The sequence below is a fragment of the Pedobacter gandavensis genome (assembly GCF_032677645.1).
GTDB lineage: Bacteria > Bacteroidota > Bacteroidia > Sphingobacteriales > Sphingobacteriaceae > Pedobacter > Pedobacter gandavensis_A.
Map to the genome: position 1 here is coordinate 1 of NZ_JAVTSB010000006.1, position 21083 is coordinate 21083.

15 protein-coding genes and 1 tRNA gene are annotated in these 21083 nt (G+C 40.5%); 8 read left to right on the forward strand and 8 right to left on the reverse strand.

The features are described from left to right. Window positions 1-69 precede the first annotated feature (69 nt). Both R2Q66_RS10965 and R2Q66_RS10970 read right to left on the reverse strand, forming a co-directional pair. Window positions 70-1293, reverse strand: coding sequence for a site-specific integrase (locus tag R2Q66_RS10965; RefSeq protein ID WP_316748795.1), 1224 nt, complete (start codon window positions 1291-1293; stop codon window positions 70-72). A 248-nt stretch (window positions 1294-1541) separates the two neighbouring features. Then, window positions 1542-1631: transfer RNA gene (locus R2Q66_RS10970), tRNA-Ser, on the reverse strand. A gap of 497 nt (window positions 1632-2128) precedes the next feature. Here R2Q66_RS10970 and R2Q66_RS10975 point away from each other — a divergent pair. Beyond that, window positions 2129-2506 carry a DoxX family protein gene (locus R2Q66_RS10975; protein ID WP_316748797.1) on the forward strand — a complete coding sequence of 126 codons (378 nt, stop codon included), beginning with the start codon at window positions 2129-2131 and terminating at the stop codon, window positions 2504-2506. Window positions 2507-2633: 127 nt separating this feature from the next. On the opposite strand, the gene R2Q66_RS10980 is transcribed toward R2Q66_RS10975, so the two are convergent. The 4 genes from R2Q66_RS10980 to R2Q66_RS10995 form a co-directional block, all read right to left on the reverse strand. After that, window positions 2634-2879, reverse strand: coding sequence for a hypothetical protein (locus R2Q66_RS10980; RefSeq protein ID WP_316748799.1), 246 nt, complete (start codon window positions 2877-2879; stop codon window positions 2634-2636). A 263-nt stretch (window positions 2880-3142) separates the two neighbouring features. After that, window positions 3143-3976 carry a DUF6266 family protein gene (locus R2Q66_RS10985; RefSeq protein ID WP_316748801.1) on the reverse strand — a complete coding sequence of 278 codons (834 nt, stop codon included), beginning with the start codon at window positions 3974-3976 and terminating at the stop codon, window positions 3143-3145. 395 nt (window positions 3977-4371) lie between these two features. Then, window positions 4372-4551: a hypothetical protein gene (locus R2Q66_RS10990; protein ID WP_316748803.1), complete on the reverse strand. Its 180-nt coding sequence runs from the start codon at window positions 4549-4551 to the stop codon at window positions 4372-4374. Window positions 4552-4630: 79 nt separating this feature from the next. Then, window positions 4631-4984: a DUF1622 domain-containing protein gene (locus R2Q66_RS10995; RefSeq protein ID WP_316748805.1), complete on the reverse strand. Its 354-nt coding sequence runs from the start codon at window positions 4982-4984 to the stop codon at window positions 4631-4633. Window positions 4985-5391: 407 nt separating this feature from the next. Between R2Q66_RS10995 and R2Q66_RS11000 the strand changes: the two genes are divergently transcribed. Continuing rightward, window positions 5392-8583, forward strand: coding sequence for a sugar-binding domain-containing protein (locus R2Q66_RS11000; protein WP_316748807.1), 3192 nt, complete (start codon window positions 5392-5394; stop codon window positions 8581-8583). A gap of 125 nt (window positions 8584-8708) precedes the next feature. Then, window positions 8709-9551 (forward strand): OmpA family protein, encoded by an 843-nt coding sequence (locus R2Q66_RS11005; RefSeq protein WP_316748809.1) that lies wholly within the window; start codon window positions 8709-8711, stop codon window positions 9549-9551. A 49-nt stretch (window positions 9552-9600) separates the two neighbouring features. Here the strand turns inward: R2Q66_RS11005 and R2Q66_RS11010 are convergent, their stop codons facing one another. Beyond that, window positions 9601-10443: a VOC family protein gene (locus R2Q66_RS11010; RefSeq protein ID WP_316748811.1), complete on the reverse strand. Its 843-nt coding sequence runs from the start codon at window positions 10441-10443 to the stop codon at window positions 9601-9603. A 144-nt stretch (window positions 10444-10587) separates the two neighbouring features. Beyond that, window positions 10588-11439: an ROK family protein gene (locus tag R2Q66_RS11015; RefSeq protein ID WP_316748813.1), complete on the reverse strand. Its 852-nt coding sequence runs from the start codon at window positions 11437-11439 to the stop codon at window positions 10588-10590. Window positions 11440-11781: 342 nt separating this feature from the next. Between R2Q66_RS11015 and cslA the strand changes: the two genes are divergently transcribed. The 5 genes from cslA to R2Q66_RS11040 all read left to right on the forward strand — a co-directional run bounded on the left by cslA (window position 11782) and on the right by R2Q66_RS11040 (window position 21076). After that, the gene (gene cslA / locus R2Q66_RS11020) at window positions 11782-13905 is read left to right on the forward strand and encodes a chondroitinase-AC (protein WP_316748815.1); all 2124 of its coding nucleotides are present in this window, start codon (window positions 11782-11784) and stop codon (window positions 13903-13905) included. A gap of 210 nt (window positions 13906-14115) precedes the next feature. Continuing rightward, window positions 14116-15387 carry a glycoside hydrolase family 88 protein gene (locus R2Q66_RS11025; RefSeq protein ID WP_316748816.1) on the forward strand — a complete coding sequence of 424 codons (1272 nt, stop codon included), beginning with the start codon at window positions 14116-14118 and terminating at the stop codon, window positions 15385-15387. A gap of 405 nt (window positions 15388-15792) precedes the next feature. Beyond that, complete coding sequence (locus R2Q66_RS11030; protein ID WP_316748818.1) at window positions 15793-16374, forward strand: sigma-70 family RNA polymerase sigma factor; 582 nt, start codon at window positions 15793-15795, stop codon at window positions 16372-16374. 142 nt (window positions 16375-16516) lie between these two features. Continuing rightward, window positions 16517-17563: a FecR family protein gene (locus R2Q66_RS11035; protein ID WP_316748821.1), complete on the forward strand. Its 1047-nt coding sequence runs from the start codon at window positions 16517-16519 to the stop codon at window positions 17561-17563. Window positions 17564-17617: 54 nt separating this feature from the next. After that, on the forward strand, window positions 17618-21076 hold the full coding sequence (locus R2Q66_RS11040; protein ID WP_316748822.1) for a TonB-dependent receptor: 3459 nt from the start codon (window positions 17618-17620) through the stop codon (window positions 21074-21076). The last annotated feature ends 7 nt before the right edge of the window (window positions 21077-21083 follow it).

The following is a 21083-nucleotide window of genomic DNA, read 5'->3' on the forward strand; positions in this document are numbered from 1 at the left end:
ATCATTCCCGCTTTAAATTAACGCTCTCATGTATAAAGACGCTTAAAGCCCTTTTATATTGTGTGGCTCCTAAATTAAATCAGCATAAACCTTCTTTAGTATGGCCATATCTTTTCCCACTTTTATATCCAGCATTTTTGCATAATGCTGTGTGGTCTGGATATTAGTGTGCCCCAGCATTTTCGATACGCTTTCAATAGGAACACCATTGAGGAGCGTTACTGTAGTCGCGAAAGTATGCCTCGCGATGTGAAAAGTAATCGGTTTATTGATGCCACAGAAATCAGCGATTTCTTTTAGGTAGCTGTTCGTTTTTTGATTGCTTAATACTGGAAGTAGCATTCCCATATTCAAACACACTTTATTTTTAGCATAACGGTCTAGTATATCACTGGCCATAGGTAATAAAGGAATATGAGAAGGGACGTTAGTTTTTTGCCTTTTTATGGAGATCCAATTCTCACCATCTATTCCAATTACAATATTACTGTTCTTTAACTGCTTCACATCAATATAGGAGAGTCCGGTATAGCAACAGAATAGAAATACATCTTTGACCTGCTCTAGTCGCTCTGTAGCCATTTTCTTTTTGTTAATGGCCAGTAATTCTTCTTCAGTTAAATGCACGCGATCTAACTTTTTAATGGTGTGTCTGTAATTTAATAGGGGGTTAGCTGTAAGATGTCCATTGGATAACGCAATACGAATGATCTTTCCGAAGTTCTTCAAATACTTTACCACAGAATTATTAGCGCATTTACGGACTGAGCGTAGATAATAATCATATTCGGCTATAAATTCATGATTCACCATAGTAAGCTCAGCGTCATCAATTTTATACTTCCAGTTCAGGAACTCAATAGTGTGCTTTAAAGAGGTGCGGTATCTTTCCATAGTTCCCTTGCTAAATTCAGTACCTACCAATGATTCCATCTTTCTGTTGTGCTCTTTGAATACTTCTAACAAAGTTGGGCGATCTTTATCTTTCCCAAGAAATCTGTCGCGTAGCACCTGAGCAGTGATCTTCTGGTTTTCTTTGGTGAGTTGGGAATGTGCTTCGTGGATCTTGACCTGTAAATCGTCCAGATAGAAGTTGAATGATTTAACCGATTCTTTGTAGCCTTTGGCTCTGCCTAGCCTTGGATTCCATTGTAGAGGATCAATGGATCTACCGGTAGTTACCTCAGACCTTGTTCCGTCAATGGTGATTCTTAGATAGATAGGGGAAATCGCTCCAATTTGATAGTTTTTCTGTTTCTTCATGTAGAAGAGTAGGCTGAAATTAGTTTTCATAATGTTGCACATTAAAAAGTTAAACAAATTTAGCTTTGCTACTACTGCCAGTCAAGATATTGAAATTTTCAACCTGTTCATTATCAATGAAATAAGGTCTATTCGGTGAGTACCTAAAAATACCTTCAACTACTCACCGAATGACTCACCAACCATATGTGAATTGATGCTTTATTTGGCTTTGGTTTAAAAAGAAAAAACCCGCAAATCGTATGATTTGCAGGTTTTTTCGAAATCTAGTCACCTAGTGGCGGAGAGTGGGGGATTCGAACCCGCGGACCCTTTAACAAGTCAACAGTTTTCAAGACTGCCGCAATCGACCACTCTGCCAACTCTCCGCTGCAAAAGTACGAATCTTAACTGGTTTTCCAAATTTAGATGCAATTATTTCTATATTTTTTTGAAACACCTATTTAAGGGGTTTTAAGGCTGTTTTTCCTCCCTTTTTTCATCTAAATAATTACAATAAATCGGGGAATCTATTCCCGAAAGCGAATGGTTTTTTAAAATATCGTCCGTTTCAAACGCATATTTTTCTTTTTCGATCTGAAAATTTGTGTTTTTTAGCCTGACCAGAGAGAAAGAGAAATAGGGAGAGCTGCCTGTCCTATTTCCCCCCTGATTATGTCGCTTTTACACTTGTTAAAATTGCTTTTTACTATATAAATTTGAATAAGTTAATTTAACTGAAATCCAAAAGCCATGAAAATAGCGTAATCAATGAAAGGATAACCGCTATGTATACGAGCAAAAAAGATTGATGTCTTCTGCTGGAAAAAGCCTTAGGCTGATAAAGTTAAACAATTTGCTAAACCAATAAAAACAACATAAACTGATGAAAAGAAACAAGATTATCTTCTGGACCGCCACCATCCTCATCTTCTTATTTGAAGGAGTTATGCCAGCATTTACTTCTCAAACGGAGATGGCAAAAGAAGGCATCCGACATTTGGGATACCCGGAGTATTTCGGAATCGCGCTCACTGTTTTTAAAATACTTGGCGCAATTATACTGATTATCCCTAAAGCACCTAAGCGTGTCAAAGAATGGGCTTACGCAGGTTTTGGCTTTGATTTTATTTTTGCTTCCATCAGCCATTGGGCAGTGGATGGCTTCGGAATGGAGGCGATATTCCCATGGATTGTATTCCTCGTTCTCGCGATCTCTTATGTGTATTATCATAAGATTTATGATACAGAAACGGCCTTGTAAATTGGCTTACAAGAAGATGTAGCAAGAACTGTTTAAATAAACAGAAATCCTTTTAAATGAATAAAGCCCAACCTAAGTTGAGCTTTATTCATCTTTATTGATACGCTTTAATGAAAAGCGAACTATATTATTTCTTGTTGTTCTCCAAATAAGTCTCTAAAATGCTCTTTAGATAAAGCTCAGGCTTAGGCATAATGATCACTGTTCCAGGCTCTTTATCTTGTGAATGTTTGATGTAATTTGATTTGATTTTTCCCCAGTCTTTAGAATAAAGCTGAACAAACATCTCTACAAATTCTTTATCAGTATACTCATTTGGAAGCTTACTTAATACAACTTCAATTTTCTCTTCTTTTCTATGTAATACTGCCATGGTAATTTCTTGATAATTTCTGTGTCAAAGCTATGAAACTAATTTGAGTTAAGGCATATGATTCTTCATGATAAGTACATCAAAAAATGTTTTTCGACCTTAAACCGACTTTTGAGCAAAAAAGACAGCACAATTCAAGCCCTCAGAATCAATTTATGATTAATTCCGGACGTATTGTTCCATAACCAACAAAATATTTGAAGCTTTGGGTTTTGATTTTCAGCCTAAATCAGCCTAAAATAGAATAGGGATTTGAATTCTGTTTAACCAGGCTTTCCGGGTAAGTGGTCCAGTTGGTTTTTGAGCACCTTATATTCTTTTTCTAAACATTTAAAAGCTTTGGTATCGGCCCTGAGACCGTAATTTTCTTTCAACTGCGCCAAATAATTACTTTCCAACTGATCAAATCTTGTTTTTACCAGCCTGTACTTCTCTTCTTCCCTTTTTTCGGTCTCAGTTTTACCCAAACCATTCAAATTACCCAGATAAACACTGTCGGACACGCTTTCTCCATCCGCAGAAATAAAAGAAATATAAGGTTCTATCTGTTGATTCAATACGTCTTCATACAAAGGAATAAAACATTTCCCCTCGGATCTTCTGGCGATATTCAGGTATTCTTTGTCTTTCCCGGTTTCCGGACAACAAATCATCACCATTACGCTGTCGTTGTGCTTTAATTCGTAGGTATGTGTCGGATCCCAGGTGATTTCTAGTCCGCCGGCTACTTTTTCGATCTTTAAATCTGCGGTTTCCGGCATCACGCCCTGACTCAGTTTCACCTTGCTGTAATCAATGCGGATATTGGGATATTCGCCGGTTAAAGCCTGTTTTTTATGATAGGAGGTAGCTAAATTGTGCGCATTATGAACCGTTCCTTTGGCCTGTAAACCATAACCGAGCTTAATAAAACTGCCCATTCCACTCAATAGTTTGGTGGTAACGGCCATTTCCTGATAATTGGCCAGCTGAAGTTTACTCGGTTTCCCTTTTCGGCCGATTAAACGTACCACAGGCTGCCCATTGAGCATGTAAAACACCAGATTGCCTACTTTTCCGTTAAGGTGGCCCTGTGGACCGTTTGAAGCTATTGCCATGTTAGAGAGGTTAAAGGTTTGAGGTTGAGTAAAGTATTGTTTGGTATGATGAGCATGAAGATAGTCATAAACTTCGGGGTATCCTCCTAATGACACTTTATTTATTCAAGTATTAAAAGAAAGTTATCAGCTGTTATCCAGTACTTTGATAGGGCTATAAGCCCAATGAGGCCCTATCAACCTCCAATCAAAGAAGGAGAAATACCCTGGTAATTATTTCGTCAATGTAAAGTCAGTAGCTGCGCATCTTATACGGAACTTTAAGGCATGCTTAAGGAAGGTCGGCAGGAATATAAACTGAGCTTGGTTTTTTGGAATAATAGGAGCAGGTAGTGTAGGGAACTACCAAGGGGAATTGATGGATCAGGGCATGACAACAGCGTACATCATCTGGTTTATTTGTTTTTTAGCGGCCCTTTTTCAGGGTGTAAAAACTTGTCTGTCTCAGCTCTCAATTCGTCTAACCTATGGTTCACAAGTTCTGTCTTTTTTTTAAGTTCAGCAGTATGTGCTGCCAGAGTTTTGGTGATCTCTGCACTACTTTGTGTGGTGTCTTTTTTATTTGATTGATCCATGACGATTGGCATTAATGCTTAAATATACTAGAAAAGTTAATTACAGATATTAAAAACAGATTAAATTATTCTACTTAAATCAAAGAGGGCTGAGGTGTTTTTTATCACCTTTCAGATCGTCGATTTCTTTGTTCAGGAAGTAAGATAAGCCCGTTCTAATGACCACGGTGCCGGCTAAAATTCCCAGATCCTGGAACGAAGGATTCACGATCGTATCAATAATATCCGAAGCAATTAAAAACTCCAGACCGAGCAACAAATAATAACCTACCTCGATCTTAATTTGGACAGTTCTTTGTAAAGAAAAGCCTTTCCCCAAACGGTTTAACTCATTCCTTACAAAATGAAAAAGACCAATTGCTGCGCCATAACAGATGATACCAATGCTGATATAACTGATGATATGTGAGGTATAAATTAATATCTCATGCATAGTCGGTTACGTTGTGTTTTTAAACGTGATGAATCCCCTTTTAATACAGGAAGTTACGAAACATATATCAGATTTTGGAATCCTTTTTGATTTCTTTCTTGAATTTGTAATTCTGTGGTAGAATTCCCATATTTTTGCTAAAGATTCTTGGGAAATAATATTAAATCTTCAGGTCCCAAGGCTACAGAAATCTCTTTTATTCGATGGCTGATATACCATAAGATTGTGAATTAATTGGTGTTTTTGAAAGCATATGATCAAACAGGCCTTTTTATTGCCAATAAACAAATCATAATATAGTCCATTAAAAAAAAGATTCTATCCATTTAAGATTGCCAGGGTTAAGCTAAGTTTGTGTTTCTTAGCTGAGAAATGAAAATCAGCAGAACACCTAAATTTTAAATGCAATGAAAATTAGATTTTTAGCGGTTGTAGGACTTCTGTTTATATTAATAAATAAAGGGATTGCTCAGGATCAGATATCCCTGGCAGGAACCTGGAACTTTCAGCTCGACCAAGCCAATCAAGGCGAAAAAGACAAATGGTTTGACCAGGAATTAAAGGAAAAAATTGCGCTTCCGGGAACCACCGATCAGGCAAAAAAAGGAACGAAAACAGTAGGTGCTGATTATGGAATTCTGTCCAGAGCCTATAAGTACGTCGGACCGGCTTGGTACAACAGAACCATAAATATCCCGGTATCCTGGAAAAACAAAGAGATTTCCTTGTTTCTGGAAAGAGTGATGTGGGAATCTAAAGTCTGGATAGATGGGCGTTTAATGACCACACAGGATGGTCTTGGTGTTCCACACCTACATAGTCTGGGGAAACTTACACCTGGAAAACATCAGTTGAGTATCCGGATTAATAATGATCTGATTCACAATATCGGAGATAAGGGACATGCTTATACCGAGTACACTCAAAGTATCTGGAATGGTGCAGTCGGCAAGCTAGAGTTACGCGCAGAAGCAAGTACCGCTATCCAGGATTTACAGGTATATCCCGATGCAGAAAAACGTGAACTGAAACTGCAATTAAAGGTAAAGAATCCGCAGAAGATGAAGCTGGATTACCACATCGTAGACCTGCAAACCAATAAAATAGTTTTTACTAAGAAGGGGCTTTTGTTGCCGGAAGCTTCGCAAAATCAGGTGTTAGCGCTTGATTTTCCAATCAAATTATGGGACGAATTTACTCCAAATCGCTACCAGATTAAGGTAAAACTCGCAAATAAAAATGATAAATCGGTGGATTTTGGTTTTAGGAGTATCGGACATTCGAAGTCGAAAGTGCTGATCAATAATGCTCCGGTATTTATGCGTGGTAATCTGGATTGCGTACATTTTCCGCTTACCGGATACCCATCTACCGATGTGAAAGATTGGGAACGTATTTTTAAAGTTTATAAGTCTTATGGTTTAAACCATGCGCGTTTTCATTCCTGGTGTCCGCCGGAAGCCGCTTTTGAAGCCGCAGATAAATTGGGAATTTATATACAAGCAGAAGCCATCTGGATCGACTGGTGGATGACCGAACCGCCAAAAGACAGGCCGGATATGCTTACCAAAGGACTTCCACAAGGTTTAGGGAAAAATCCTTCCGCAGATAAATACACCCAAAATGAGTTACAGCGTATGCTGGATGCCTATGGAAATCACCCTTCCTTTACCATGATGTGTATCGGGAATGAGCTGGGAAATTCTGATTTCATCGTGATGGAAAAATGGATTGAAAAACTGAAAAGCAAAGACAACAGGAGATTATATGCCGTATCTACGGCTAGAAAAATTATGCCGGTAGATGATTATTCTGCCACTCATAACATTCCTAATGTAGGCGGCACCTATGGTTTGCAGGGTGGAAGAAGTGATTATGACCTCGAAAAAAACTATTCGAAGAGCAATATTCCGATTTTCGCGCATGAAGTAGGACAATTTCCAGTGTACCCGTTATGGTCGGAGATTGATAAGTATACTGGTGTATTAAAAGCCAGAAACCTGGAAGTATGCAGGGAGTCAGCCATCGCAAATGGGTTGGAGAATAAAGATGTTGCTTTTCATCAGGCCAGTGGTGCTGTTCAAAAGATACTTTATAAGAGTTTAATTGAAAACTTTTACCGTACACCTTCCAGCGGAGGGTTCCAACTTTTGAGTATGCAGGATTATCAGGGTCAAGGAGAAGCTTTGGTCGGATGGCTTGATGCTTTTTATGAAGATAAAGGAACTACGGATACCAGTTATTTTAAACAATACAACAACGAGGTGGTGCCTCTGGCAAGAATAAAGAAATTTGTATGGGAGAATACGGAGACTTTTACCACTGATTTGGAAGTCGCAAATTACGGAAGAGGAGACCTGAATACTGCGCTCGACTGGAAAATTATAGGGGAGGATCAGCAGGTATGGGGAGCAGGAACTTTAAGCAAAACCCTGATCAAAAGAGGGGAATTAAAAAGCTTTGGAGCAATAGAAATGGCGATGAACAGGATCACCAGGGCAACAAAGGTAAAACTGGTGGTTAGTCTGCCAGGTACCAGCTTCCGAAATGAATGGGACCTTTGGATTTATAACCCTGCAATAAATACGGAACAGCCAACATCAGCAACAGCTCATGCTAAATATCAGGCATTTGAAAATAAGGTGTTAGAAACGAATGTTCTGGATGAAAATACGTTGAAAGCATTGGAAAATGGTAAAACGGTACTCCTTTACGCTTCCAAACTTGGAAATTCTGAAGTATCCAGACCCTTGTTCTTTACCCCGCTGTTTTGGTCGAATGTGTTCTTCCCCGGACAGGAAAACACCACGCTTGGCGCCTTAATCAATGATAAACATCCTGCTTTAAGCGGTTTTCCGACAGGATCATTTAGTGATTGGCAATGGGAAGCCATTAGTAAAGGGAGATCATTTATAATGAAAGACTGGCCTAAAAACCTGGAACCTATTGTACAACCCATCAGTGATTTTCACCTGAATGAAAAGCTGGCTGCGGTTTTTGAATGTAAAGTTGGAAAAGGAAAACTTTTGATTTGTGGTTATGATATCGCTACTCCGAAAAATCCGGTGGCCAAACAATTGAAGTACAGTTTGCTTCAGTATATGAACACACCAGATTTTAATCCTGAAACTAGTGTGGATACGGGTTTGTTAAAGAAAACGTTTCCTTTTATCAAAGAAGCCGCATCAGGAGTGCCTGCCGCTTTTGAAGACGCTTTAGTTTATGTGAAAACAGGGACAAAATTGCCGGTATTGAAACGTAATTCGAAGTATCAAATGAAAGGTGAAGAAGGAATTTGGGAATGGGATGGAAAATCCGCCTGGTACGGTAAAAATCTTGAAATCACGATAAATCCGCCACAAGGGGTGATAGGGGAGCTATACCTCCGTTTCGAAGATTGGAATAATGAATCCAGATCTGCGAAAATTTGGATCGATGGCAGGGAGTTCATGACGGGTACACTCGATAAAAAAGGAAAATGGATTAAACTGTTCGTCATGAGAGAAGATACCAATGATGGAAAACTCGGCATAAAAATTGAGTCTGTTTCTGGTAGTAACGCAATGGTTAGTGAACTGGTGTTTGTAGAGCAAAAATAGTTTCGTTGCGAATGAAATATTTTAGGAGCTAAGAAATTAGTTTTTAGCACAAATTTGTTTAAATTGCTCGTAATAAAGAAACCATTAAGACGTTCCATTGTTATTGTATCAAGATTTATAAGATTATGAGAATACCCATATTACCGTCTTTATTAGTAGCTGTGGCCTTATTGGGTCAGGGATGTGTGAGCAATAAGAAGTTTGCAGATCTGCAATCCAGCTACACCCAATTGCAAGAGAAAAACCAGGGCGTGAATCAGGAACTTGCCAGTTCTACAACCCGTGTGAAAAGTCTGGAAGAACAAATTGCTGCACAACGCGAAAATGTGAAAGCCTTACAAACTGCATTGAACAAATGTTTAACTTCAAGCAGCCAGGGAAATACCAATATTTCCAAACTGGTAGACGAGATTAACGTAGCTAATAAATATATCCAGCATTTAGTGAACACTAAAAACACCAGTGATTCCCTGAATCTGGTATTAACCACCAATCTGACCCGTTCTTTGAGTAGGGAAGAAATGAGTGATGTAGATATTAAAGTATTAAAAGGAGTAGTTTATATCTCACTTTCTGATCAGATGTTATACAAATCAGGAAGTTATGAAATTTCTGATCAGGCAGGTGCAACCTTAAGCAAAATTGCCAAAATCATTAAAGATTACCAGAGTTATGATGTGTTGATTGAGGGAAATACGGACAATGTGCCAATTTCACAAGTCAACATCCGCAACAACTGGGATTTAAGTACACTGAGAGCTTCCTCTGTAGTTCAGTCTTTACAAAACAACTACGGAGTGATTCCTAAAAGGCTAACCGCTGCCGGAAGAGGGGAGTATAACCCGATTGCCAGCAATGATACCGAAGCAGGAAGAGCGAAAAACAGACGTACAGAAATCATCATCACCCCTAAGCTAGATCAGTTTATGGAGTTGATTGGAAAAGCCCCGGAACCAGTAAAAGAATAAGTTACATAATGCCCTGTCCATCTTCACAGATGCTCAGGGCATTGTTGTTTTACGCGTTTTCTAAATCTGCAATGATCAGTTTTTTCATCTTCATCATGGCTTGCATAGCGCGCTGACCGCGTTCCGGATCACTAATCATTTGTACAATTGATTTAGGAATGATCTGCCAGCTGATGCCAAATTGATCAGTACACCAACCACAGGCTACTTCAAAACCTCCTTTTGAAGTCAACTCCGCCCAATATTTGTCGATTTCTTCCTGAGTTTCACAGTTAACTACCAATGATATGGCATCATTAAAAGTAAAATCATGTGCTGCGGAACTGTCCATCGCCATCATCGTATAGCCATTCAGCTTAAACTGTGCATGTTTTACAAAATCGGTGCTGTCGCCTTCGCCTTCTGCATATTTCAGGACACCCTGGATCTCCGAATTCGGAAATAGGGAAGCATAATAATTAATCGCGGTTTCGGCTTTACCAGCTTTATCACCGGTAAACATTAAGGTCGGACAGAACTTCTGTGCGGAATCGTCTTTTGTTCCGGTGTATAACTGCCAGGAAACTCCGTATTTGTCTTGAATCCAGCCATATTTAGGACTCCATGGATAACTATCCATAGGCATCATAATCTTTCCGCCGTCTTGTAATTTATTCCAGTATTTTTCAGTCTCTTCTCCGCTGGTACACATCACCATAAAGGAAATGGCAGGATTTGGATCAGTAGAAGGACCCTCATTGAGCAACATAAATGTTTGTCCGCTCAGGTTGATTTGTACCACAAAAGGGTTGGTCGTGCCAATTTTACCTTCCCCAAATGTTTCGGTATAAAATTCGGCTGCTTCGGTGATCTTCCCTCTGATGGTTAAGCATGGATAAATGAAGTTTTTCATGATAATTTAGCTTTACGGTTTTGTATAAACTAAGTTAAAGAAAGTTGAGGAGGCGCAGGTAGGGAAAAGCAGACATTTAAAGGGGGAAATTGCGACAGAAATGCTGTAGCCGAAATACAAAGCTCCCTGCTATACAGTTGTTTTTTATGATTCCTGGTTAAAATACAATGCGGCTGCACCAAGAATGGCAATATTGTCAATCTCAGTAGCTGTGATTTCAATGTTTTTTAGGACTGGCTGATACGGGAAGTCTTGTAAATGCTTCCATAAAGTAGCCTCAAAATAGGGAAAGGCTTTACTTACGGAACCACCCAATACGATGATTTCCGGATCTACCGCATAGAGTATGGTTTTAATCAGCCAGCTCAGGTGCTTTCCGAACTCCTGGAAAATCTGTAAGGCTGCAGGATCTCCTGCTGCTGCGCTTTTAGAGAGTTCTTCTCCGGAAATCTGGTGGAAATGACTAAAGAAATTGCCGCTGCAATAGCATTCGTAATTGTGATCCAGATACGGGATCATTCCGAATTCCCCTGCACCGCAATTGCGACCTTCATAAAGCTTGCCATTGCAGAGCAGACCTGCAGCAACGCCAGTACCGAGAATCAGGCCAGTTACGTTTTGCTTGCCTTTGCCCTTGCCATATTGCCATTCTCCTGCAGCAAAACAATTGGCGTCATTGTTCAGGAAAACAGGGATCTGGAAACGTTGTTCCAGAATGGATTTTAAGGGAACAGCCTTCCAGGAAGGGATGTTTTGTACGTCATAAACAATACCTGATTTGGTGTCCAGAATGCCGGGAACACCAATTCCAATAGCTTCCACCTCAGGATTGATCACCCTGCTGATGGAATTGATCACCTGCTCGATAACCAGGTTTTCATCGCTTTTGGAGGAAATCCGGTCGCTGTCGATTTTAATGATTTCTTGCCCTTTTACCAGGCCAGAGCGTACATTAGTGCCGCCCAGGTCTACACCAATCAGTGTTTTGTTGTTCATCTTTATTGTTTATTTGGGATGATGTTTTCTTTCTGCGTTTTCTTTCCGCGAAGGGAAATGGTTTAGGCCTAATATAAACACGATTCTGCTGGAATGCTTTATTTTGTATATTTAAAACGGAAATGACTAAACCTATTCACCTTTATAAAATAGCCAGGCGGGTATTGCTGACCATAATTCTCTGCTGCTTTTTCAGGCTATCTTTTGCCGGATTATCTTTTGATCACTTATCGGTTGCCAATGGATTGTTCTGTGGCTCTTTGGTTTAGTGTCTGTGAAGTCTGAGTCAGCTACGACAGTAGAGGTGTTAAAATTTAATTAAACCAACCAAATTTACACTCAATGAAGAGAATATTATTATCAGTTCTATTGGCGCTAATTATGCTAACCTCCGGACTGGTCAAGGCACAGTCTGCTGATACTACCAGACTGATTATGCAAAGAATAGTACTGGATCTTAGAAAACCGCTAAAACAGGTCAATAAATCCGCAGCAGAAAACCTGGCTACTTTGCAGGGTAACGGAAGCTGGAAGGAGATAGATTATACTGATAAAAGCATTACCAATTGGCAACCGGGAGCGCATCTAATCAAACTGGAAAGCTTTGTTCAGGCTTATGTGACGAAAGACAGCCGTTATTACAGGAGCGGTCAGGTACTTGATGCCATGACCAGGGCCTTTAAGTTCTGGTATGATCAGGATCCGAAAAGCAGCAATTGGTGGCACAATGAAATTGCGACGCCTCAGATTTTGGGAGAATTGTTAATTACCCTGCGAAACGGAGAAAACAGCATCCCGGCAGATTTAGAGGCTTTATTGATCGAAAGAATGAAACGCGGTAATCCTGAAAAACAAACCGGTGCCAATAAAACAGATATCGCCCTGCATTATTTTTACAGAGCTCTGCTAACTAATGACCATGCGCTCCTGGCTAAGTCTACTGCTGATTTGTTTGATCCAATCCGTTTGGTTCATTACAAAGAGGGTTTGCAGTATGATTTTTCTTATTTGCAACATGGTCCGCAGTTACAGATATCAAGCTATGGCGCGGTGTTTATTACCGGGGTGCTAAAAATGATCAATTATGTGCAGGGAACGCCTTATGCAATTAGCAATGATAAGTTGCAGTTGTTTTCTAAGTATTACCGCGAGTCTTATTTAAAAGCGATAAGAGGGAGTTATATGGATTTTAATGTAGAAGGTCGTGGGATTAGCAGGCCCGATATTCTAAGAAAGAATACTGAAAAAAGCAGACTGAGGATTGCTGCTTTGGTTGATCCCATAGCTGCGGAAGAATGGAAAGCAGCAATTTTACGGACGGATAGTACGGAACAGCCAGGGTATAAAGTTGAACCCTTACATAAGCAATTTTGGAATGGGGATTATGTGATCCATGCAAGGCCAGGCTACTCATTTAATGTAAGGATGGTGAGCAACCGTACCAAACGCAGCGAATCTGGAAACAAGGAGAATTTATTCGGTAGGTATTTGTCTGACGGGGCAACGAATATTCAGGTTCGGGGACCGGAATATTACAATATTATGCCTGTTTGGGAATGGGACAAGATCCCTGGAACCACAAGCAGAGACTATCCGGAAGACCGCCTGACTTCGAAGTTCTGGGGTGAAGATGGCAGTAATGCTTTCGCTGGTGGTGTTTCTGATGGTAAATATGGCGCAAGTGCTTATGCCTTAGATTATGATAGTGTTGCGGCAAAAAAGTCATGGTTCTTCTTTGATCAGGAAATAGTTTGCCTGGGAGCAGGGATTCGCAGTAATGCGGCGGAGCCCATCGTAACCACGGTTAACCAAAGCTGGTTAAATAGTGATCTGACAGGTTCTGCAATAAAAGGTAAATTCGGAAAAGGTAAAACGGAGGTCTTTAAAAGTGATCAGCAGAGTTGGATTTTACACGATGGTGTAGGCTATGTATTTCCTGAATCTTTAGCAGTAAATTTGAGTAGTAATGTCCAAAAAGGGAACTGGTATAAGATTAACAACTCCCACCCAAAAACGGAGCTTTCAGGGAATGTTTTTAAATTATGGATTGATCATGGTGTAAATCCTGAACGTGGAAATCCGGAAGGTACAAAGTATACCTATGTGGTTTTACCAGGGATTAAGAATTCGGAACCATTGGTTAATTTCAATAATTCCGGTATTAAGATCTTGTCTAATACGCCAGCAATTCAGGCGGTAAGTCATGAAAAATTAAATATGCTACAAGCGATATTTTATGAGCCGGGTGTATTAAAAACGGCAACGTATATTATTCAATCGGACAAGCCTTGCGCACTTTTGATTAAGTCAGTCCATGGAAAGATGATGATCTCGGTAGCAGACCCATTGCAAAAAGAACGTACTGCGTTGATCAGCATTACCAATCTAAAGGATGGAAAGACTATCGCTTACCCGGTAAGTTTTCCTGAGCAGGCATTTGCCGGTTCTACGGTGACGCTTAAATAAATTGGAATTGGGGGTGTATGGGGTTGAAATCAAGAATCTGACTGAATATTACCCTCAATTAGATTAAATAATCCCCCCTTTTTTATCATCCTGATGCTCAAATTTGAATGTAGTAATTTCAGGGAAATTAATTGGGTGCATGAACTGAATTAAACAGAACTGAATTAAACGGAAGAAGAATTTATACTGAGTAACCTTTAATAACCACGAATGAAACTAACCAAATTTAAAATGAAAAGAAGCAGGCTATTGCTGGTGTCCGCATTAGCAGTATCCGTAACTGCCTCTTCCTTCTTATTATTGTCGCCGAAAACAGCGATGATTAAAAAGGATTTTGCTGTTGCGGAAAAGCAGTATGGTCAATTATTGAAAACTTCTACGAACCTCACACAATTTCCCCGAACCACAAATAAAGATGGCTCGGTCAGGTCAACTGATGTATGGGATTGGACAGGCGGGTTTTTCCCAGGGGGATTATGGTATTTATACGAGTATACTCAAAAGCCGGAATGGAAAGCTGCGGCTACCAAATGGACAGAAGCGCTTGAAAAGGGACAGTTTCTAACGCAGCACCATGATGTTGGTTTCGTGATGTACTGTTCTTATGGCAATGCCTTAAGGTTTGAAAAAGATCCGGAGAAAATAGAAAAATACCACAAGATATTAATCCAGTCGGCAGAATCTGCATTAACCAGATTTGATCCTAAAGTGGGTCTGATCAAATCATGGAATGCTAAAAAATCATGGGATAAAAAGACGACCTGGCAATATCCGGTGATCATCGACAACATGATGAATCTGGAAATGCTTTGTTATGTGTCTAAATTAACGGGGAATCCTAAGTATAAAGAGGTGGCGATGAGCCATGCTTTAAACACGATGAAGAATCATTTCAGACCAGATTTCAGTACTTACCATGTGGTAGATTATGATGCAGATGGAAAGGTACTTCATCAGCAAACCAATCAGGGTTATTCGGATAATTCGACCTGGTCCAGAGGACAAGGCTGGGCGATTTATGGTTTCACGATGATGTACAGAGAAACGAAAGACAAACGTTTTCTGGAAGCGGCTCAAAAAGCAGCAGATTTTTACATCAACCATCCTAATTTGCCAAAGGATAAGATTCCTTACTGGGACTTTAATGTGAATCAGGCCGGTTATCAACCAGATTGGGCTTATGATGCCAAAAAACTGGATTACATTCCAAGAGATGCTTCAGCAGGATCATTGACTGCTTCCGGATTACTGGAACTCAGCACCTTTGTACCTGATGGCAGTAAATATTTTAAGCAGGCAGAGCTGATGTTACAGTCTTTGTCGGGTAATGGTTATTTAGCAAAACCTGGTACAAATGCTGGATTTATCCTGGAACATTCTGTGGGGAGTATGCCTCATAATTCCGAGATTGATGTGCCTTTAGTCTATGCAGATTATTACTTTTTAGAAGCGCTGCTGAGGTATCAGAAGTTGCTGAAGTAACAACATAAATTCCTTAAAAAGGGGTGACAAAGTGTTTTAAAGGTGCTTTGTTGCCCCTTTTTTGTGAGCTTTCATTTTGGGTTATGATGCTTTTGTTTATTGCAGGTACTCCAAGTGGTTTTACAGGGGTTAAATGCTGGTTTTACCGGAGGTAAATGGTATTCAGATTTTTGTAGCAAACCTGATTATTTGCGCTTTGTGTGCGTAAAGCTTAAATAATTTGTAAAAATATTGTTATGTTTAGGATTGAGAAATAACGGTGATTTTTCAGGAAAAAACCAGGTCAGGTTAGGAAGAAACAGGATCAGGGATTAAAAATTTTTCCGGTTACCGGGTGTATAAGAGCTGATGTTTATTGATTTTGATAGATGAGAAATAAGTTTAAGTCTGATAACGGAGTGTTGCGTGCAGAGCGTAGCGTCTGAGGTGAATAGTTTACCATCTTTATGGCTGAGGATAAAAGATGGGGAGGAACAAGCGTTATTTACCTTGTATAAAACGCTGTATAGTCCACTTTACAATTATGGCTTTCTGGTCTGCAAAGAACGGGAGACGGTGGAAGATGCCATCAACCAGATTTTTCTGGAGATCTGGGATAGCCGCTCTAATCTAAAACCTGTCTCGAATGTAAAAAGCTATCTGTTTACTTATATCCGCAGAAAGATCAATAAGGAGAAAATTATTGAAAGTAAAAAAGTATTGCCTGTTTTAGCATTCTATGAGCAATCTATTGTGGATTGTATTGAAGAATTACAGCTGGAAGAGGAAATGAAACAACGCATATTTAAGGCGATCGACAAGCTCAGTGTCCGCCAGAAAGAACTCATTATGCTCAGGTATTATGAAAACCTGAATTATGACGAGATTGCTGAAAGAACCGGTATGGCCACCCAAACGGCCTACAACAATATGCATCAGGCATTAAGGTTTCTAAAAGACGATTTAAAAGTCCCTGTCTATATCATTGTATACCTGCTTAAGTTATAAGTGATTCCGGAATTACCCCAATCTATTTCTTTTCTGAATTTTTTCTTGCTGATAATCAGTTAGTTGAAAAATACTTTCTGGTATTGGAAGTAGAAATGGCCACTGATGGACACTACACTATACCAAACCATAAAACCTATTGATGTATCAACCTTTACTAACCCTGGAAGATTTAATTACCGATCCTACTTTTATTGATTATTGCTTAAACAATAATGACGCTGCAACAGAAAAATGGAATGATTATATCGCGCAGCACCCCTTACACCTTGCCAATTGTAAGGCCGCTAAAACGCATGTTTTATTGTTGACCGGCGAGTTGCCGGAAGCGTATGTGGAGGCCAGATTTCTGGAGTTCAAATTAAGTTTTGATCAGCAGAATGAGCGGGAGCAAAGAGAGATGAAGGTTAGGAAACTGCGTTCTTTCCATGCGCTCGTTAAAATGGGTATCGCGGCTTCTTTAGTGCTTGTGAGCGGGTATTTAATCCTTTTCTCTAAACAGGAACAGCAACATTTTGCTTTTGAATCTATAACAGGTAAAACTATTTCCACCTTACTGAATAACCGTAAAAGTGTTACCCTGGGAGATGGAACAGTAGCACTCCTGTATCCGGGGAGTAAATTGGTAATCGCTGGAGATTATAATGCGAAAGACCGGAAGATCGCCGTATCTGGCCAGGTTTACCTTAAAATCTCTCCTTTGAAGGATAAGCCATTTGTGGTGTATAGTGAGCACATCACCACCACCGCTTTAGGTACTTCGTTTTTCGTTCGCGATTTCAAAGATAATGAGGAATCTTTCGTGTACCTGATGACGGGAAGCGTAAAAGTTAAACAACCGGAGCTGCATAAATCTATGATGCTTGAACCAGGGACTTCTCTGGTTGTAAATAATAAAACGGGTACCGGCAAAAAAGGCGTGTTTAATGAAAAGGAACTGGAAGAAATGTCTTTACAGCAACTGATCCTGAACAATGAAGATATGGCTGGCATTGTCCGTAAGCTTCAACTGTTTTATGGGGTAGAAATTGACCTCAGTAAATGTGATTGCGAGTTTAAGCGCATAACGGGGGATTATTCAAAAGTACCGCTGGCTGGTATTCTGAATACCATCAGTTACATCAATCAGCTGGACTGGCAATTGAAAGATAATAAAATTGTTTTCCGCCCTGACCCTAAAAAGAAATAGTAAACCAACCAACCAACCAACCAACCAACCAACCAAATAAACTAACCAAGCTGTATGAAAAAAAGAAAATTACTCTGTTCAAGAGGGTTCTTTTATTGCTCGATATTGCTGACTGTGCTCATTTATCCTTCTATTGTGATGACTACGACTGCACAGGCCAATATATCGGAGAAGGAGAAGACCTATTCGATTGGCTTCGACAATAAGCCTATTCTACACGTTTTTTCCAAAATTGAGTCACTTTCAGGATTACGGTTCGCCTATAGTCCGAAGGACATCAAACAGGTGAAATCGATCACTATTGAAGAAAAAGACCGGAATATCGTAGAGTTGTTAAAGGAGTTAAGTTCAAAAACCGGACTTGCTTTTAACCTTTCGCAAAAGATGGTAGCCGTTACCGTTCAGGAGGGGTTCCCTTTTGAAACTACACCGGTACGTGTGGCAACTAAAATCAAAGCGGATACGGTGATCCAGGGATCTGTTACAGATAGTTTAAAACAGGGTTTACCGGGCGTGTCTGTATTTGTGAAAGGAAAGCCCCGCATAGGAACCAGCACCGATATCAACGGGCGTTATTCCATACAAGTGCCCGGAAACGCGATTTTAGTCTTCAAAATGGTGGGTTATATCACGATAGAACGTCCGGCAAACAAGGCGACCATCAACGTGACCTTGGCAGAAGATAAAGCGAATCTGGATGAGGTACAGGTGGTGGCTTTTGGTACGCAGAAGAAATCAAATGTGGTTGGCTCGATTACGACCATCAAACCTTCCGAACTAAAGGTGCCATCGAGTAACCTGACTACGGCATTAGCCGGAAAGATTGCCGGTGTGATTGCTTATCAGCGAAGCGGCGAACCCGGAGCAGATAACGCGCAATTCTTTATCCGTGGGATTACGACTTTTGGCGTCAACAATGTGCCCTTGATTTTAATCGATAACATCGAGCTAACGCCAACAGATCTGGCAAGGATGCAGGTGGATGATATTGCCAGCTTTTCTGTATTGAAAGATGCGAGTGCTACGGCTTTATATGGCGCAAGGGGTGCGAATGGCGTGATTCTGGTAACCACCAAACAAGGTAAAGTTGGTCCGGCAAAGGTGAATGTACGTCTGGAAAATTCCCTTTCTACGGCTACAAAAGATCTCGAACTGGCAGATCCGGTTACCTATATGCAAATGTACAGGGAGGCGCAACTTACCCGTGGAAATCTGACAGAAAAATATACGCAGACGCAAATAGACAATACCATTCTGGGTACAAATCCTTTGCTTTATCCGGTGGTAGACTGGCAGGAGATGTTACTACAAAAGAACACGATGAACCAGCGTGCAAATGCGAGTGTAAGTGGTGGTGCTCAGGTTGCACAGTATTATGTGTCGGGGAGTTTTAACAGAGATAACGGGATTTTAAAAGTCCCGAAGGTTAGCAACTTCAATAATAACATCAAGCTGAATACCTATTTGTTAAGGTCTAATGTGAACATTAATCTTTCTCCGACCACAGAGTTGGTGGTGAGGTTATCCGGAACTTTTGATGATTATAAGGGGCCGATTGATGGTGGAACGGGTGTGTATAACAAGATTATGCAGGCAAGTCCTACAGCATTTCCGGCTTTTTATCCGGCGGATAGCGCCAATCGGTTTACCCAGCATATTCTGTTCGGTAATTCCGGCGACAGGGGACAGTTTATTAATCCCTATGCGGATATGGTGAAGGGCTACCGGCAGTCTTCCTCTTCGAGGATGTTGGCGCAACTCGAACTGAACCAAAAAATGGATGCCATCACAGAAGGACTTTCCTTTCGTGCGATAGGAAGTACCAACCGGTATTCTTACTTCTCGGTAACCAGAAGTTACAATCCGTTTTTCTACAATATAGGCTCCTGGGATGCTTATACAAAAACCTATACCCTAAACCTGTTAAACAGAGAGGCTGGTCCGACGGAATATCTAAGCTATCCGGGGGCAACACGTAATGCGACCGCAAATCTTTACCTCCTGGCTGCGATGGATTATTCCCGTGCTTTCGGAAAAAGTGCCGTATCGGCAAGTTTGATTAGCACGATTGAGGAAAACCTGGATGTGAGTAAAGATGAGCTGGTGCTTTCGCTACCGCATCGGAATCTTGGCGTTTCCGGCAGGGCAACCTACAGTTATGACAGCCGTTATTTTGTGGAGTTCAACTTTGGATACAATGGCTCGGAACGTTTTCATGTGAGCAGGCAGTTTGGGTTTTTCCCGACTATTGGCGCAGGATGGATGGTTTCTAATGAGAAATTCTGGGAAGGGATGGCCAATACCATTACCAAACTTAAGTTCAGAGGCTCTTACGGACTGGTTGGAAATGATGCCATTGGTTCTCCAAATCAGCGCTTTTTTTACCTTTCCAATGTTAGTTTAAATGACAGCGGAAGAGGTGCCTCTTTCGGTTTTGATCAATATGCTTATTACAGACCGGGGGTTTCTATCTCTGCTTATGGGAATGATGACATTACCTGGGAAACCTCGAAACAGACCAACCTTGCGATGGAAATCGAAATTAAACGGGACCTGAATATAGTGGCTGAGTATTGGCGTCAGAATAGAACCAATATTTTAATGGCCAGAAATTCTATTCCTACGACCATGGGGCTTGCTTCTGTTACCTATGCCAATGTTGGTGCGGCAAAATCTTCCGGTGTGGACTTGTCGCTGGATTACAACAAGATGATCAGTACCGATTTATCGGTCACCGTAAGGGCAAATATGACCTATTCTACCAGTAAAATTACCGCTTTTGAAGAGCCTGATTATTCGCTGACTCCATACCGGAGCCGCATCGGTAAATCGGTGAGTCAGAATTGGGGATATATTGCCGAGCGTCTTTTTATTGATGATGGCGATGTTGCCAATTCGCCCAAACAGAATTTCGGTGTTTATGGGCCGGGTGATCTTAAATATACGGATGTAAATGGCGACGGGCAGGTAACTCAGGAGGATGCAGTTCCATTGGGACTACCAACTTCGCCTGAAATTGTTTACGGATTTGGTTTTACAGCGAAGTATAAAAACTTTGATCTATCGGCCTTTGCACAAGGGATCGGAAGAGAATCTTTTTGGATTGATTCCAAAGCGACAGCCCCATTTGTAGATATTGCGCAAAGTAATTATGGGGAGAATGCACTGCTAAAAGCCTATGCAGAAAGTCACTGGTCGGAAGAGAACAGAGATTTATATGCCATGTGGCCTAGATTATCTATCAGCAACGCCCTAAACAATAATAACTACCAAACCAGTTCCTGGTTTATGAGAAACGGTGCTTTCTTAAGGTTAAAATCGGTAGAATTTGGCTATTCCTTTTCCAAATCATTTATCAAAAAGCTAAAGATGGATAACCTTCGGATTTATGTGAATGGAACAAATCTGGCCAGCATCAGCAGTTTCAAACTCTGGGATGTGGAAATGGGTGGTAATGGCCTGGGCTATCCTTTGCAAAAGGTCTTTAATATTGGTTTAAATGTCAATTTCTAATCCATTG